The 15268-nt window shown below is 40.0% G+C and carries 15 protein-coding genes; all 15 read left to right on the top strand.

Going from position 1 to position 15268, the window contains the following annotated elements; genetic code table 11:
- Positions 1 to 28: 28 nt before the first annotated feature.
- Entirely contained in the window at positions 29 to 670 is a 642-nt protein-coding gene (locus R8925_RS13415; protein ID WP_430536320.1) for a GTP pyrophosphokinase, read from the top strand.
- A 15-nt stretch (positions 671 to 685) separates the two neighbouring features.
- Entirely contained in the window at positions 686 to 2746 is a 2061-nt protein-coding gene (locus R8925_RS13410; RefSeq protein ID WP_430536306.1) for a Na+/H+ antiporter, read from the top strand.
- Between the two features lie 181 nt (positions 2747 to 2927).
- Positions 2928 to 3470 (top strand): helix-turn-helix domain-containing protein, encoded by a 543-nt coding sequence (locus R8925_RS13405; RefSeq protein WP_430536305.1) that lies wholly within the window; start codon positions 2928 to 2930, stop codon positions 3468 to 3470.
- Between the two features lie 12 nt (positions 3471 to 3482).
- Entirely contained in the window at positions 3483 to 4574 is a 1092-nt protein-coding gene (locus R8925_RS13400; RefSeq protein WP_430536304.1) for an ABC transporter ATP-binding protein, read from the top strand.
- Between the two features lie 4 nt (positions 4575 to 4578).
- Positions 4579 to 5388, top strand: coding sequence for an ABC transporter permease (locus tag R8925_RS13395; protein WP_430536303.1), 810 nt, complete (start codon positions 4579 to 4581; stop codon positions 5386 to 5388).
- Complete coding sequence (locus R8925_RS13390) at positions 5385 to 6182, top strand: ABC transporter permease (protein ID WP_430536302.1); 798 nt, start codon at positions 5385 to 5387, stop codon at positions 6180 to 6182. The genes R8925_RS13395 and R8925_RS13390 overlap by 4 nt, the downstream gene beginning before the upstream one ends.
- Positions 6179 to 7252, top strand: coding sequence for an ABC transporter substrate-binding protein (locus tag R8925_RS13385; protein ID WP_430536301.1), 1074 nt, complete (start codon positions 6179 to 6181; stop codon positions 7250 to 7252). Before R8925_RS13390 ends, R8925_RS13385 begins: the two co-directional genes overlap by 4 nt.
- Before the next feature lie 113 nt (positions 7253 to 7365).
- On the top strand, positions 7366 to 7812 hold the full coding sequence (locus tag R8925_RS13380; RefSeq protein ID WP_430536300.1) for a VOC family protein: 447 nt from the start codon (positions 7366 to 7368) through the stop codon (positions 7810 to 7812).
- Positions 7813 to 7974: 162 nt separating this feature from the next.
- The gene (locus tag R8925_RS13375) at positions 7975 to 9318 is read left to right on the top strand and encodes a WxL domain-containing protein (RefSeq protein ID WP_430536299.1); all 1344 of its coding nucleotides are present in this window, start codon (positions 7975 to 7977) and stop codon (positions 9316 to 9318) included.
- A 160-nt stretch (positions 9319 to 9478) separates the two neighbouring features.
- Complete coding sequence (locus R8925_RS13370; protein ID WP_430536298.1) at positions 9479 to 10492, top strand: permease; 1014 nt, start codon at positions 9479 to 9481, stop codon at positions 10490 to 10492.
- A 15-nt stretch (positions 10493 to 10507) separates the two neighbouring features.
- Entirely contained in the window at positions 10508 to 11350 is an 843-nt protein-coding gene (locus tag R8925_RS13365) for a TIGR03943 family putative permease subunit (RefSeq protein ID WP_430536297.1), read from the top strand.
- A gap of 75 nt (positions 11351 to 11425) precedes the next feature.
- On the top strand, positions 11426 to 12346 hold the full coding sequence (gene coaA, locus R8925_RS13360) for a type I pantothenate kinase (protein ID WP_430536296.1): 921 nt from the start codon (positions 11426 to 11428) through the stop codon (positions 12344 to 12346).
- Between the two features lie 234 nt (positions 12347 to 12580).
- Positions 12581 to 13306 carry an ABC transporter ATP-binding protein gene (locus R8925_RS13355; protein ID WP_430536295.1) on the top strand — a complete coding sequence of 242 codons (726 nt, stop codon included), beginning with the start codon at positions 12581 to 12583 and terminating at the stop codon, positions 13304 to 13306.
- On the top strand, positions 13306 to 14472 hold the full coding sequence (locus R8925_RS13350; protein ID WP_430536319.1) for an ABC transporter permease: 1167 nt from the start codon (positions 13306 to 13308) through the stop codon (positions 14470 to 14472). The genes R8925_RS13355 and R8925_RS13350 overlap by 1 nt, the downstream gene beginning before the upstream one ends.
- A gap of 15 nt (positions 14473 to 14487) precedes the next feature.
- Positions 14488 to 15141: a TetR/AcrR family transcriptional regulator gene (locus R8925_RS13345; protein ID WP_430539449.1), complete on the top strand. Its 654-nt coding sequence runs from the start codon at positions 14488 to 14490 to the stop codon at positions 15139 to 15141.
- The last annotated feature ends 127 nt before the right edge of the window (positions 15142 to 15268 follow it).

The following is a 15268-nucleotide window of genomic DNA, read 5'->3' as shown; positions in this document are numbered from 1 at the left end:
TAGTGAAGTGGAGAGAGGAGTTATTTTTGTGCAACAACCTTCCGTAAATGAATTGAAAGAATGGCGTAATGTGATGTTAATGCATCGTTTTGCCTTAGAAGAGGTCAATACGAAATTAAAGATACTGAATGATGAGTTTCAGTTTCTTCATGATTATAATCCAATGGAACATTTGAAATCGCGGGTGAAAAGTTTCGAGAGTTTAACCGCGAAATTAGAGAAAAAAGGGCTGGATATTACACCAGAAAACGCGTATGAGCACGTGCAGGACATTGCTGGTATTCGAGTTACTTGTTCTTTTGTTTCGGATATTTATAAGATTTATGAGATGTTAGCGAATCAGGATGATATGACCATTTTGAAGGTAAAAGATTATGTGGAAAATCCGAAGCCAAATGGATATCGGAGTCTGCATTTAATTTGTGAAGTGCCAATTTTCTTAACGAATACGTCGCGTAAAATGTGCGTGGAAATCCAGATTAGAACGGTTGCTATGGATTTTTGGGCGAGTTTGGAGCATAAGATTTATTATAAGTATAAATCGACAGCACCAGCCCATTTGACGCAGGAATTATACGAAGCAGCGGCAATTATTCAGCATTTGGATGAGAAAATGAAATATTTAAACGATGAGATTGATCAATATAAAAATGAGGTTGAGGGCGAATAAGGGGTTGAAAAAAGGGTGGAAATATTTTATTACGTATTAATTATGCTAGCGGCGATTTTAATTTCGAATGTGGTGAACCGATTTATTCCATTTGTGTCGATTCCGTTGATACAGATCGGATTAGGTGTTATAGTCGCTGTTTTGCCGCTTGCCTTTGAGCTGAAATTAAATCCAGAACTGTTTTTAGTTCTTTTCATCGCGCCATTGCTTTTTAATGATGGCAAACGAACGGATCGGCAGGCGTTGTGGAATTTGCGTGCGCCGATTTTGATGTTAGCATTGGGGCTCGTTTTTGTAACAGTGATTGTAATTGGCTACTTCGTTAATTGGATGATACCTACGATTCCACTAGCGGCAGCTTTTGCTTTGGCGGCAGCACTTGCACCAACAGATGCGGTGGCTGTGGGTTCTCTTTCGGGACGAATTGACTTACCTAAAAAAATCACGCACCTGCTTGAAGGGGAAGCGCTGATGAATGATGCATCTGGACTGGTTGCTTTCCAATTTGCAATTGCAGCGATGGTGACGGGCGTATTTTCGATTTGGAATGCGTCTGTAAGCTTTGTCATCATTGCTGTTGGTGGAATTATTTGCGGACTAGTTTTGACTTTTATTAAATTTAGATTTTTAAAATGGATTCGCAAGCTTGGCATGGAAGATGTTACGCTACATATGTTAATTCAAATTTTGACGCCGTTTGTCATTTATTTAATCGCTGAGGAACTGCATGTATCTGGTATATTGGCCGTTGTAGCAGCTGGAATTATGCATGCTTTTGAGAAGCGTAAAATGGATCCGATGACGGTAAAATTAAACGTGGTATCACAAGGCACGTGGTCCGTTATTATTTTCGTGTTGAACGGTTTAGTATTTATTATTTTAGGAACGCAATTGCCAGATATTATTCAAGTTGTGTGGCAAAATTCAGGAGTGAGTAACTGGCAAGTAGCGGGCTATGTTCTTCTGATTACGTTCAGTTTGATTGGTATCCGGTTCTTGTGGATTCATTTAGGTTGGCTGATTCCACATTTGATGAAGGGAAAAGATTCGAGTAAACCAAACATGCGCGCAACCGTGCTTACTTCGTTGTCTGGCGTTCGTGGTGCGGTAACACTTGCTTCGGCGCTCTCGATTCCATTTGTCCTAGCTGATGGCAGCCCCTTTCCGCAGCGATCCTTGATTATATGCATTGCTTCAGGCGTTATTTTGTGCTCACTTATTATTGCAACCGCGATTTTACCAATCTTGGCTCGGAAAGATGAGAGTAAATCGGATAGTCCGCGTGCTGAAAAATCGATGAAATTGAGCGTTTGTCGACATGTGGTGGAGCAATTGAATAAAGAAATAACATCGGAAAATAAGGCAGCGACACAGGTCGTTATGGACGATTATCGTGGTCGCATGCGTGCCATTCAAAAAGAAGATATGGATATGAGCAGACAGCGTGAAATCGATAAAGAACAGCATGTATTGCGTTTACAAATAGTACAATGGGAAAAAGAAAATACCGATTTGCTAGTAAGTCAAGGTGAAGCCGGCAAACAAGCTGCCAGTCGTTATAATAACTATTTGGATTCGATGGAAAAGGCTTTGTCTGGTAGAGGAAAATCACGTTCTGGTATGATGGGAATGATGTTTAAGCGACTTACTCGTCAAGTGTTGCATCCGAAACAATGGCAAAAAGCGAAGGCACGAATAGATGAAATCAAGCAAAATAAGGAACAGTATGAAGCGATGTTCAATGAAATTCGGGATTTGCGTGAAAAGAATGCGAGCGTTGTAAACGCCAAGCTGATGGATATGCTTGATGAAACGAATCAGGCAGTGATTTGGCCACTTATCAATGAGAACAAACGGATTTTGGAGCAGCTGAAACAAGATCGTGGCAGTATCAAATCACGAGAATCGTTCGAACAAGCGAAAAAAGACGTGCAACTTCAAGCCGTTCAAATTGAGCGTGATGTAATTCAAAATCTCTTTGAGCAAGGAAGAATTTCTCGGGATTTAGCGCGTGAGTTGCGACAGAATTTAAACCTATATGAGACGTATTATTTTGGTAGTGAAGAGTTAGCATAAAGCTAGAGCCTGATGGGAGTTGAGGAACTTTCAGCAGGCTTCTTTTTTTGTAAAAAAGTATTGCAGTTTAAGCGTCTGATGTTGTATAATTAGCAGTGCTGTGGTAAACATTGAGTTTACTATTACTAAACAATAATGACTTTAGGTTTACTTCTACTAAACTAATAGGAAGGTTGCGACTATGGATATTGGCAAGCGGATTAAGAATTTACGACTTAGTAAGAATTTGACGCAGGAAGAGCTTGGGGAACGAACGGATCTGACGAAGGGCTATATTTCACAGTTGGAGCGTGATTTAAGCTCGCCTTCTATCGAAACATTATTTGATATTTTAGAGGTGCTCGGTTGTACGCCGAAAGAATTTTTTGATGAAGAAGAGCAGGAGCAGAAGGTTGTGTACGATGCGAGCGAGCATACTTTTTTTGAAGATGAGGAAAAAGGGTATCAAGTAAAGTGGCTGGTGCCTGAATCTAATGAGAAGGAAATCGAGCCGGTGTATTTAACGCTATCAGGGCATGGTGCGTTTAAACAATTTGAGCCTTCGCTATCAGAGACATTTGCTTACGTGTTGGAAGGCCAAGTAACGATTAAATTAGGTAAGAAAAAATATATCGCAAAAAAAGGCGAGGCAATCTATTTCCACGCTTCGGATGAGCATCAAATATGTAACGAGGAAGATGAACCTGCGACGCTTATTTTAGTGGCTACGGATTCATATTTGTAAGGAGGAATTTATATGGCAGAAACAATTATTCGCTTTGAAAATGTGACAAAGCAGTTTGATAATGATCCACCAGTACTTGATAATGTAAGTTTTGAGATTGAACGAGGAAAGTTCTATACGTTACTCGGTCCTTCTGGATGTGGAAAAACGACGATTTTGCGACTTATTGCCGGTTTTTTGGAGGCGAGTGAAGGCAAAATTTTTCTAAATGATAAAGTGATTAACGATATTCCGGCGAATAAGCGGCCTGTAAATACGGTTTTTCAAGATTATGCGTTATTCCCACATTTGAATGTATTTGAAAACGTGGCTTTTGGTTTGCGTATTAAGAAGTTGAAGAAAGACGCAATCAAACAAAAAGTAACGGAAGCATTGCGATTTGTAAACTTGGCGGGTTATGAGCAACGTGAGATTACAGAAATGTCTGGTGGTCAACGTCAACGTGTCGCGATTGCGCGTGCAATTGTGAATGAACCGGAAGTTATTTTGCTAGATGAGCCCTTATCAGCACTTGATTTGAAGTTGCGGACAGAGATGCAGTATGAATTGCGTGATTTGCAACGCCGGCTTGGAATTACATTTATTTTCGTGACACATGATCAAGAAGAGGCGTTGGCGATGAGTGATGAGATTTTTGTCTTGAACAAGGGAGAGATTCAGCAAAGCGGGACACCGATGGATATTTATGATGAGCCAATTAATCGGTTTGTGGCGGATTTTATCGGGGAATCGAATATTGTTGCTGGTAAAATGGTGCAAGACTTTGAAGTGGAATTTGTAGAACGTCGATTCGAGTGTGTCGATCAAGGTTTCAATCCTAATGAGGTTGTGGAAGTGATTATTCGTCCTGAGGATTTGGAGATTACGACAGAGGAAAAAGGAAATCTGCGTGTAACCGTTGATTGGGTACTATTCCGTGGCGTTCATTATGAAATTGGCTGTATCGATGAAGACGGGAATGAGTGGCTTGTTCATTCGACAAAAAAAGCAAGAATCGGTGAAAAATTAGGGCTGGCATTTGAACCAGAAGCGATTCATATTATGCGCCTTGGTGAAACAGAAGAAGAATTCGATGCCCGTCTAGAAAGTTACGAAGAGGCGTAATGCGATGACGAGACGAGCGCGTACTTTTTATCTGATACCCTATGCCTTTTGGATTTTGCTTTTTGTTATTGCGCCAATCGTGTTGATTGCGTATTACTCGTTTTTTGATATTGATGGGAATTTTACGTTTTCGAATTATGTGAATTTCTTTACGCCAGTTTATTTGAAAATGACGGTGAGCTCGTTTTGGTATGCGTTTTTGATTATGCTGTTTACGTTGCTGATTTCGTATCCGACAGCGCTAGTTTTGACTAAATTGAAACATAAGCAGCTTTGGTTGCTATTAATTATATTACCAACCTGGATTAATTTACTGCTTAAAGCCTACGCATTTATGGGGATTTTTGGGACGTATGGGACGGCGAATAAGTTTTTAGAGTTTATCGGGATTGGTACGAAGCAGATTTTATTTACGGATTTTAGTTTCCTATTTGTGTCGACATATATTTTTATTCCATTTATGATTTTGCCGATTTATAATGCGCTGGAAGAGATGAACCCATCGTTAACACATGCGGCCCAAGATTTAGGAGCTACGCGTTGGACTACTTTTTGGCGAGTTGTTTTTCCAATTACGCTGGGTGGGGTGAAAGCTGGGTGTCAAGCGGTTTTCATTCCAGCATTATCGCTATTTATGATTACTCGTTTGATTGCAGGGAACCGAGTGATTACGCTTGGGACGGCAATTGAGGAGCATTTCTTGGTGACACAAGATTGGGGAATGGGCTCGACAATTGGCGTATTCCTTATTATTGCGATGTTCATTATTATGTTTGTAAGTGGCACAAAGCGGAAGAAAGGAGCGGTGAAATGAAGAAAAACAAGTGGGGAAAAATTTATTTAGCTGTCGTATTCTTTGTTTTGTACGCACCGATCTTTTATTTGATGTTTTACTCGTTTAATGTGGGTGGCACGATGAACAATTTTAGTGGGTTTACATGGGATTACTATAAAGAGGTATTTCAAGATACGCGGCTACTAATTATTGTGTTGAATACATTTGTGATTGCGCTGCTTTCTTCTGTTGTGGCAACGATTCTAGGCGTTCTCGGGGCACTTGCGATACGCTACATGCCACGACCGTTTGCAAAAAATTCGTTGCTCAGCTTAAACAATGTGTTGATTGTAAGTCCAGACGTTGTAATTGGTGCCTCGTTCTTGATTTTTTTCACAATTTTAGGCGTGAAACTGGGCTTTATTTCAGTACTCGTATCGCATATTGCGTTCAGTATTCCAATTGTAGTCCTGATGGTTTTACCAAAACTGCAAGAGATGAGCCCAACGCTAATTGATGCAGCACGTGATTTGGGGGCAAGCCAGTGGAATGTGCTTAGTAAGGTCATATTACCATATATTGCACCTGGTGTTTTTGCAGGATTTTTCATGGCGTTGACGTATTCGCTAGACGATTTTGCAGTGACATTTTTCGTTACAGGGAATGGTTTTTCAACGCTTTCTGTGGAGATTTATTCACGGGCGCGTCAAGGGATTTCACTTTCGATTAACGCGTTGTCGACATTATTATTCCTGTTTACGATTGTGCTTGTAATTGGTTACTACTTTATTAATCAACGTAATGCCAAGGCGATGGAGGTGCCGAAAAAATGAAGCAATTAGTTCGTGTTTTTGGGCTGGTCGTAGTTGTGGCGATTTTGATGATGGTGCTAACATTCTCACTGAACAAGTCGGAAGGTTACTCAGGTGGAAACACATTAACGATATACAACTGGGGCGATTATGTCGATCCAGATTTATTAAAGAAATTTGAAAAAGAATCTGGAATAAAAGTGATTTACCAGACATTTGACTCAAATGAAGCGATGATGACGAAGATTGAGCAAGGCGGAACAACATTCGATATTGCTGTTCCTAGTGATTATGCAATTAGCAAGATGCGGGAGGAGAATTTGTTGATTCCGCTTGATAAAGCAAAATTGCCGAATATGAAATATTTGAATCCGCGTTTTATGGATTTGTCATTTGATCCGGAAAATAAGTATTCGATGCCATATTTCTGGGGAACGCTTGGTATTATTTATAATAAAAAAATCGTGAAAGATATCCCGTTTACGAGTTGGAATGATTTGTGGCGGCCAGAGCTTAGAAATCAGATTTTACTTATCGATGGTGCACGCGAGGTGATGGGACTTGGATTGAATAGCCTCGGGTACTCGCTAAACAGCACGGATGAGGCGCAGTTACAAAAGGCACTTGCAAAGTTAAAAGAAATGACACCAAATGTAAAAGCGATTGTTGGGGATGAAATTAAGATTTTGATGGCTGGAAATGAGGCAGGAGTTGCGGTAACCTTCTCTGGCGAGGCGGCTGAGATGTTGGATCAAAATGAGGATTTGGAGTATGTTATTCCGAAAGAAGGATCGAATTTGTGGTTCGATAACATGGTCATTCCGAAAACGGCAAAAAATGTGGATGGTGCGCATAAATTTATCAATTTCATGCTAAAACCGGAAAATGCAGCACAAAATGCGGAATATGTCGGATATGCAACGCCGAATGAGGCTGCTGTGAAACTTTTACCAAAAGAAATTTCGAGTGATGAACGCTTCTATCCAAATCTAGACCAGTTAAAGAACTTAGAAGTTTATGATAATCTAGGCAAGAAGATGTTGGCGCACTACAATGAATTGTTTTTGGAGTTCAAAATGTATCGGAAGTAGTGTGTTTGATAAAAATCGCCCAACTTTTATAAATATCTAACGTATGAATTGTAATTGTATGATGTATCAATTATAATCCAAGTGTAACTTTAATTGAAAGGTGGAAAACAAAGATGGCTAAATTATATTCTTATTTGAGTTTTGATAATGCGAAAGAATCGATGGAATACTATAAAGAAGTCTTCGGAGCAACTTTATTGAAGCGAATGAGTATGGATGAGAACATGGCAAAAGAATGGGGTATCACAACAGATAATTTGGAAGATACAACGATTCATGGCGGCTTTGTTATATTGGGGAATACGATTTTCTGTAGCGACCGTGATAGCAAAGGCGAGCCGTTTTCTTCCAGTGTTACCATGATGCTTGATTTCAATTCAGAAGACGCAGAAGACGTTGCAGCGCTGGAGGCCCTATACAAGAATGTTACAGAGAGTGGCGTAGAAATTATCGACGAACTAAAAGAGCAATTCTGGGGTGGAAAAATGGGTATCATTAAAGATAAGTACGGATTAGTGTGGATGTTCCACGCGCAACCGTATTCAAACCTAGTTCAATAGTATGTCTCATAAGCGATGACCTTGCATCCATTTTTGGAGTTGGGTCGTCGCCTTTTTTCTATCATGATTTTCTAAAAAGGAGCAAAAGAAGTGGTGGTAAACGCGATATTTTCAAGCTAATATTAACCTTTAAAGTAAATTTTAAAGGAGTGTCAACCATTTATGAAGAAGTTAAGTCTCATGGCTATGACCGGATTACTAGTTACATCAACAGCAGGGAATACGGTTTTAGCTACAACGTATGACGGGGCAGATAAGGCAACAAGCGAAGCGGCGATTCAGATTTTACCAGGTACTGGGGTTATAGATCCAGAAGTTCCAAATCCGATTGACCCAGAAGAACCGAGTATCCCGGTTGATCCAATTAATCCAAATCCGGGATCGTTGCGTATCAACCACGTATCTGATTTAAATTTTGGCGATTTTACGTTAACTGGTCGGAAAGAAAAGATCCATGCCAAAAAAGTGACAACCAAAACGGGTCAAGATTTACCGGCATTTATTAATATTGCCGACTTACGCGGAACTGGCGACGGCTGGACTTTAAAAGTATCGCAGAGTGGAGAATTGGTTCGTGGCGGGGCACTTGCTTTTGATCCTGAATACAATGGTGCAGATCCAGGGATTGAATCGGTTGGAGGCGAGCTAGCGGCAGACGGAGATGAAATTGATGTATTGATTGCTGAGAAAAATGCGGGTCTGGGAAGTCACTCTGCGTTACTAGGTGGTATTGATGGAGTGTCTTTAACGATTCCAAAAGATGCTACAGTCGGTCAACAAAAAGCTTCATTAAATTGGAATATTGTCGCAGATCCAACAACGGAAATTCCAGAGGAGAAAGTAGAAATTCCCGATGATCATTTGCGCGCAGCACTGAAGGAAGAACTCGGTGTAACAGATGATAATCAAATTACAAAAGCGAAGATGGAAACTTTGACTGAATTTACAGCAGTTGGCAAAGGTATTGAAGAGCTAACAGGAATGGAATACGCAAGCAACTTAAAGATATTAAAACTGGATAACAATAAAATCACGAGTGAGAGCATTGCTCCGGTAACTCGACTAGAAAAATTAGAGACTGTGGATCTGGGCGGGAATCAAATAATGAATAGCCAAGTATTATTTAACTGGGCTAATAAATTTTTATTGAAAGGTCCACTACAACGTATCAATGCTCACAATCAAAATTTAGGTAGAGTATTAAGTGCAGTGGATTCAAAGGATGTAGCATTACTTGACTTAAAGCGGGTAGGCACAAATAGCTTGCAAATGAAAAATTTGATTGGCAATTCATCAGGGGGATATTCTAGCCTCGATGCTGTTACGCTTGATGGTAGTAATTTTGGAGTAGATTTTCAATTTATGGAAGCGCCAATATTCCAAGTGAACGATGTGCCGGGTGGAACTGAGAGGTTGAAATATCAGTTTGAAAGAGGAATTACAAAGCTAGGATTCAGTGCTTACGTGGAATTATATGATTTAGATGTACAAATAATTCAACCTTAAATAAAATAGATCGGATAGCGAGCCGAGCCATTAAATTGGTTTAGTTCGCTATTTTATTGTCTTGAAATAAATTTTTCTGATACAGCTTGATTTCTTCCTCCAAGAAGCATAAAATCAAGAGGTTAGCTTAGCGAAACTGAAAAGGCAAGGAAGTGAACATATGTTTCAAAATTTACCAGATTCTTTTTTACAGATGAATACAATTTTTATTTCGATTATGATTGAAGCTCTGCCATTTGTGTTGATTGGTGTTTTTATCGCAGGTTTTATTCAAATGTTTATTTCTGATGCGTTTATTGCTAAGGTTATGCCGAAAAATCGATTTTTAGCAGTGATTGTTGGTTCGTTGATTGGTATCCTTTTTCCGTCATGTGAATGCGGGATTGTGCCAATTGTCCGAAATTTGATTGCAAAAGGGGTGCCACTTCACGCTGGAATTGCGTTTATGTTGACGGCGCCAATTATTAATCCAGTAGTGTTATTTTCGACATATGTGGCATTTGGAAGTACATGGGAAGTACCATTGCTACGTGTTTTAGGGAGCTTAGTGGTCGCGCTGGTTGTGGGGAGTGCGATTGCATATTTTTATAAAGGTGAGGGTTTGAAAGAAAAGTTTATGCTGTATGAAACGGCAGCTGAGCGTAAGGAGAAGGTAGAGAGGTCTGAAATGACTGCTATTGTGGGAATGGATGCGGCTTTTGCCTCAGGATCAGCGCAAACAATATCAAGCATTGAAACAGGGCATGACCACCATACTCATGATGCCGATAAACTACCAATGAAGGACAAGATTTGGCATACGCTACAACATGCGGTCGATGAATTCTTCTCGGTTGGGAAATTTCTTGTGTTCGGTGCTTTGCTAGCTGCGGTTATGCAGACATACATCAAGACATCTACGCTCGTTTCGATTGGACACGGGCCTGTATTATCTATTTTATTGATGATGGTTCTGGCATTTGTACTTTCACTTTGTTCAGAAGCGGATGCCTTTATTGGTGCCTCATTCCGAAGTGTTTTTTCAACGCAGTCGATTGTGGCGTTTCTCGTTTTTGGACCGATGCTCGATATTAAAAATTTAATGATGATGCTAGCGACTTTTAAAGCGAAGTTTGTGGCATTTATCGTGATTGGTGTTACGGTTACGGTGTTTATTTATGCATTATTCATTTAGAAGGAGGGCGTTTTGATGTTTCGTGTTTTTATTTTATTTGGGTTCGCCTTCTATTTGATGCAATTGCATGTGACGGGCGATATTAGCAAGTACATTAATATGAAGTATTCCTATTTATCACTAGCTGCAATGATTGCTGCCTTTTTCTTAGGTTTGGTTCAACTTATTATGATTTTTCGCGATGAGGATTTGGAGCATAATCACGCGCATATGGGGCATACGCATGATGGTGAGAGCACGTTTTGGAAAAAGATTTTGGTTTACGGTCTTCTCATTTATCCACTTATTGCTGGATTTATGTTTCCAATTGCGACGCTTAATTCGACGATTGTAGATGCAAAAGGGTTTCATTTTCCGAAAAATAATGCGGCGGGTGATGATCCATATGCGATGAATCAGTTTTTGAAACCAGATACGAGCGGGTATTTTGGTAAGTCTGATTATGACAAGATGATTGCTAAAGAAAAGGAAGCGATTATTAATGATGATCCTATCAAGGTGACAGATGAGAATTATTTGATGACAATGGAAATTATTTATAGTTATCCTGGTGAATTTGAAGGGAAGCACATTGAGTTTACAGGTTTTGTGTATAATGATCCTGTGACGAAGGATGCAAACCTTTTTGTCTTCCGTTTTGGTATTATTCATTGTGTTGCGGATTCTGGCGTGTACGGTATGCTGGTGCATATGCCTGACGAGGAGACCGAGCTTAGCAATGATACATGGGTGAAAGTGAGCGGTGTGATTGAGCAGGAATATTATGCTCCTTTTAAAATGGATATTCCAGCTGTTAGAGTAAAGAAATATGGTGAAATTCCTAAGCCGAAAGATGTGTATGTGTACCGGAAATATTAGGTTGCGGAATTGGGTCAGATACGGTATGCTTAAACCTGTGAAAACGAAAACAAACTAGAGAAGGATGGAATGACTATGGATCATTATTCCCCCTACTTTCATTTTCCGCGTGAGGATTGGCGTAAGCTGGAAGTAAGTAAAGACCAGATATTATCGGCGGAAGAACTGGAAGATATACGCGGTTTAAACGATCGTATCTCGCTCGAAGATATCGCTGAAATATATTTACCACTCGTGAAATTGCTCGTAATGCATTATCATGAACAAATTTTTATTCATGGCGAAAAAATGGAATACTTGAAACGCCATGCGACACATACACCGTTTGTTATTGGTATTGCTGGCAGTGTGGCTGTTGGGAAAAGCACAACGGCAAGGGTTCTCAAAATTATGCTGGATCGTTGGTTTTCTAAAACGCGCCAAGTGGAGCTGATTACGACAGATGGCTTTTTGTATCCAAATGCCATTTTGGAAGAAAAGGGGCTGATGGAGCGTAAAGGCTTTCCTGAAAGTTATGATAGGAGTCGATTTGTTGCTTTTTTGAGTGATTTGAAAAGTAATAAAGCAAACGTTGAAGTACCACTTTATTCTCATTTTACGTATGATATATTGGAGGAGACACGAGTGATTAGTCAACCTGATATTATTATTGTAGAGGGGATTAATGTGCTACAGGTAGATCCTGAACAAGCTGTTTTTCCGAGTGATTTCTTTGATTTTACGATTTATATGGACGCGGACGAAAGCGAGATTAAACGCTGGTACTTAGAACGTTTTTTTCTATTGCGTGAGACAGCTTTCCAAGATTCAAGCTCTTATTTCCACCGCTATACAAAGATTAGCGAAGAAGAAGCACGTGTTTTTGCTTTAGAAACGTGGGATAAAATTAATGGTGTGAACTTGAAGGAGAACATTGAACGGACGAAATATCGAGCCCAGCTTATTTTGAAAAAAGGGGCAGATCACTTGATATCGGATGTTTATTTGCGGAAGTAGAACAAAAAGTGAATGAAAGTTTGAAAAAAGAATTAGTGAATATACAAAGAGCTCCGAATCTGCTCAAATATATCGGGGCTCTTTGTGGTGCCTGTTAGGTAAGCATATTTCAATCTTGCTGACTTATATTTTAATAGATCTAGCTTTTTACTTTACTTTTAATTTTTTTAGTATAAAATAAAAAGTGAGTAATCACTCATTTTATTGTTTTTTAACCTAGAGGAGGTTTTAGAAATGGGAGAAGTAGCGATTCAGGTGGCAGGACTTGACGTGTCATTTGGGAAAAAGAAAATTTTGACGGACATTGGACTGGATGTGGAGAAAGGGGAAATTTTCGGCTTGATTGGCCCTTCTGGTGCAGGTAAAACGACGCTTGTAAAAGTTATTGTAGGTATGGAAAAAGGTGATTCTGGTGAGGTTACGGTTTTGGATAAGCAGATGCCTAATCTTGGTGTGATTGCCAATATTGGTTATATGGCGCAATCAGATGCGTTATATATTGATTTGACGGCCAAAGAGAACATGGAGTTTTTTGCAGCACTGTATTCCTTAAAGGGTGCCAAGCGCAAGGAGCGGATTACTTATGCGGCGAAACTTGTTAATTTAGAAGGGGAATTGAATAAACAAGTAAGCGATTTTTCAGGAGGCATGAAGCGGCGTCTGTCACTCGCAATTTCGATGTTGCAGGATCCTGATGTGTTGATTTTGGATGAACCAACTGTTGGAATTGACCCGGAATTACGAAAGTCGATTTGGGAGGAGTTGGATATGTTGAAAGGGGAAGGTAAGTGCATTCTCGTAACGACACACGTAATGGATGAAGCGGAAAAGTGCGATCGGTTGGCAATGGTTCGTGATGGTAAAATTATCGCAGTTGGCACGCCGGCAGAATTGGAAGCGAAGACGTCGACTGGGAGATTGGAAGATGCCTTTTTACAATTTGGAGGTGTGCAGTCATGATGCGAGTAATGGCGATTGTGAAGCGAATTGCGAATCAGTTTCGACGGGATAAAAGAACGCTTGCTTTAATGTTTATTGCGCCACTTCTTTTGATCACGCTGATTAATTATTTGTTTGATGGAGATACTGTGAAACCAAAAGTTGGTGTGGAGGGTGTATCTTCTTCGATGGTGACGCAACTGAAAGATACGGATATTTCAGTGAAGCAATATCATTCCGTAGATAGCGCAAAGGATACAATAAAATCAGATGGGCTAGATGCGTTTATATTACAGGATGGTTCAGATGTGAAGCTAACTTTTGAAAATAGCGATCCGGGCGTTAGCAAACAGATTCAGATGAAGCTGCAAGCGGCTCTAATGGCGGAGCAAAAAGAGACAATGAAGCAACTAGGTGTTTCGATGCAAGAGGCGAGTGCGAAGATACAACAGTCTTTAGCAAATGTAGCAAAACAGTATGCGGCTCAAACGGGTCAGCAATTGGATATTCCAGCAATAAATTTACAAATACCGCAACAGCAACAGCTATCGATTGATACGGCATATATATACGGAGATGCGGATACGACATTTTTCGATACGATTGGACCAATTTTCATTGGATTCTTTGTTTTCTTCTTTGTTTTCTTGATTGCGGGTATTTCATTTTTACGTGAGCGGACGACAGGGACTTTGGAGCGTCTGATGGCGACACCGATTAAGCGATGGGAGCTGGAAACGGGCTATTTGCTTGGATTTGGAATTTTTGCATTGGCACAGTCGATTATTGTAGCATTGTACTCGATTCATGTGCTCGATATGGTGCAGATGGGGTCGATTTGGTACGTATTGCTGATTACGTTGATGTTAGCGATGGTTGCTTTGACGCTGGGCATTTTATTATCAACATTTGCAAATAATGAGTTCCAAATTGTGCAGTTTATTCCGATTGTGATTGTACCGCAAGTTTTGTTTTGTGGGATTTTCCCGCTAGAAGGAATGGCGGATTGGTTGCAATGGATTGCTCATATTATGCCACTTTATTACGGTGCAGATGCTTTGACATCGATTATGGTAAAAGGTGAAGGGTTTAGCGGTTTTGCAACGGATTTCTATGTTTTAGTTGGATTTACGCTCGTATTCATGATTTTAAATATCTTTGCCTTGAAAAAATATCGTAAAATATAGAAAGGAATGGCGGCAATGACGGAAAGCAAAGATATTCTAACCCAAATGCTGGCGGTGGCAGAGCAGGATAAAAAAATGAGTGAGAAACAGAAGAAAATTGTTGCAGCTGCGATTGAGTTATTTGCAGAGCGTGGTTTCGCGGCAACATCGACGAGTGAGATTGCGAAACGTGCAGGTGTTGCTGAGGGAACAATTTTCAGGCATTATAAGACGAAAAAGGACTTACTGAGCTCGATTACTGTGCCTATTATGATTGAGAGTGTAGCACCATTTTTAGCACAGACTTTTGTGGCGGAGGTTTTTGAACAGGAATATCCTGATTTTCGAACTTTTTTAATAACCTTAATAAAGAATCGGTTTGAATTTGTACGTGAGAACACTCAGGTAATCAAGATTTACATGCAGGAAATGTTGTATCATGAAGAGATTCGAGATCAGTTTTCGAGAGTTTTCATGGTGCATGTGAAAGGGCAGTTTGATGGGATTATTAATTTCTATAAAGAGCGTGGAGAGATTAATGATATGCCAAGTAGTACAATTATGCGAACGCTAATTACGAATATTGTTGGCTTGATGATAACGCGCTTTATGATTATGCCAAAAGCAGAGTGGAACGATGAGGCAGAGATTGAACGGACTGTTCGCTGTATCATAGAAGGTATAAGCTAAAAAAAGGATGGGGGTGCCAAACTCTCGGCACCTCCATCCTTTTTCACTCTAGGGTTTGTCAAGAAAAGTGTGTAATTAAGAAATAGAAATGTAATGTGACACACGGTCCTTGAGAGAATCCAAAACA

The sequence above is a fragment of the Listeria rocourtiae subsp. hofi genome (genome assembly GCF_963575615.1).
Lineage (GTDB): Bacteria > Bacillota > Bacilli > Lactobacillales > Listeriaceae > Listeria_A > Listeria_A hofi.
The sequence above is the reverse complement of the archived record's forward strand: the minus strand, read 5'-3'. Positions and strand labels throughout refer to the sequence as shown.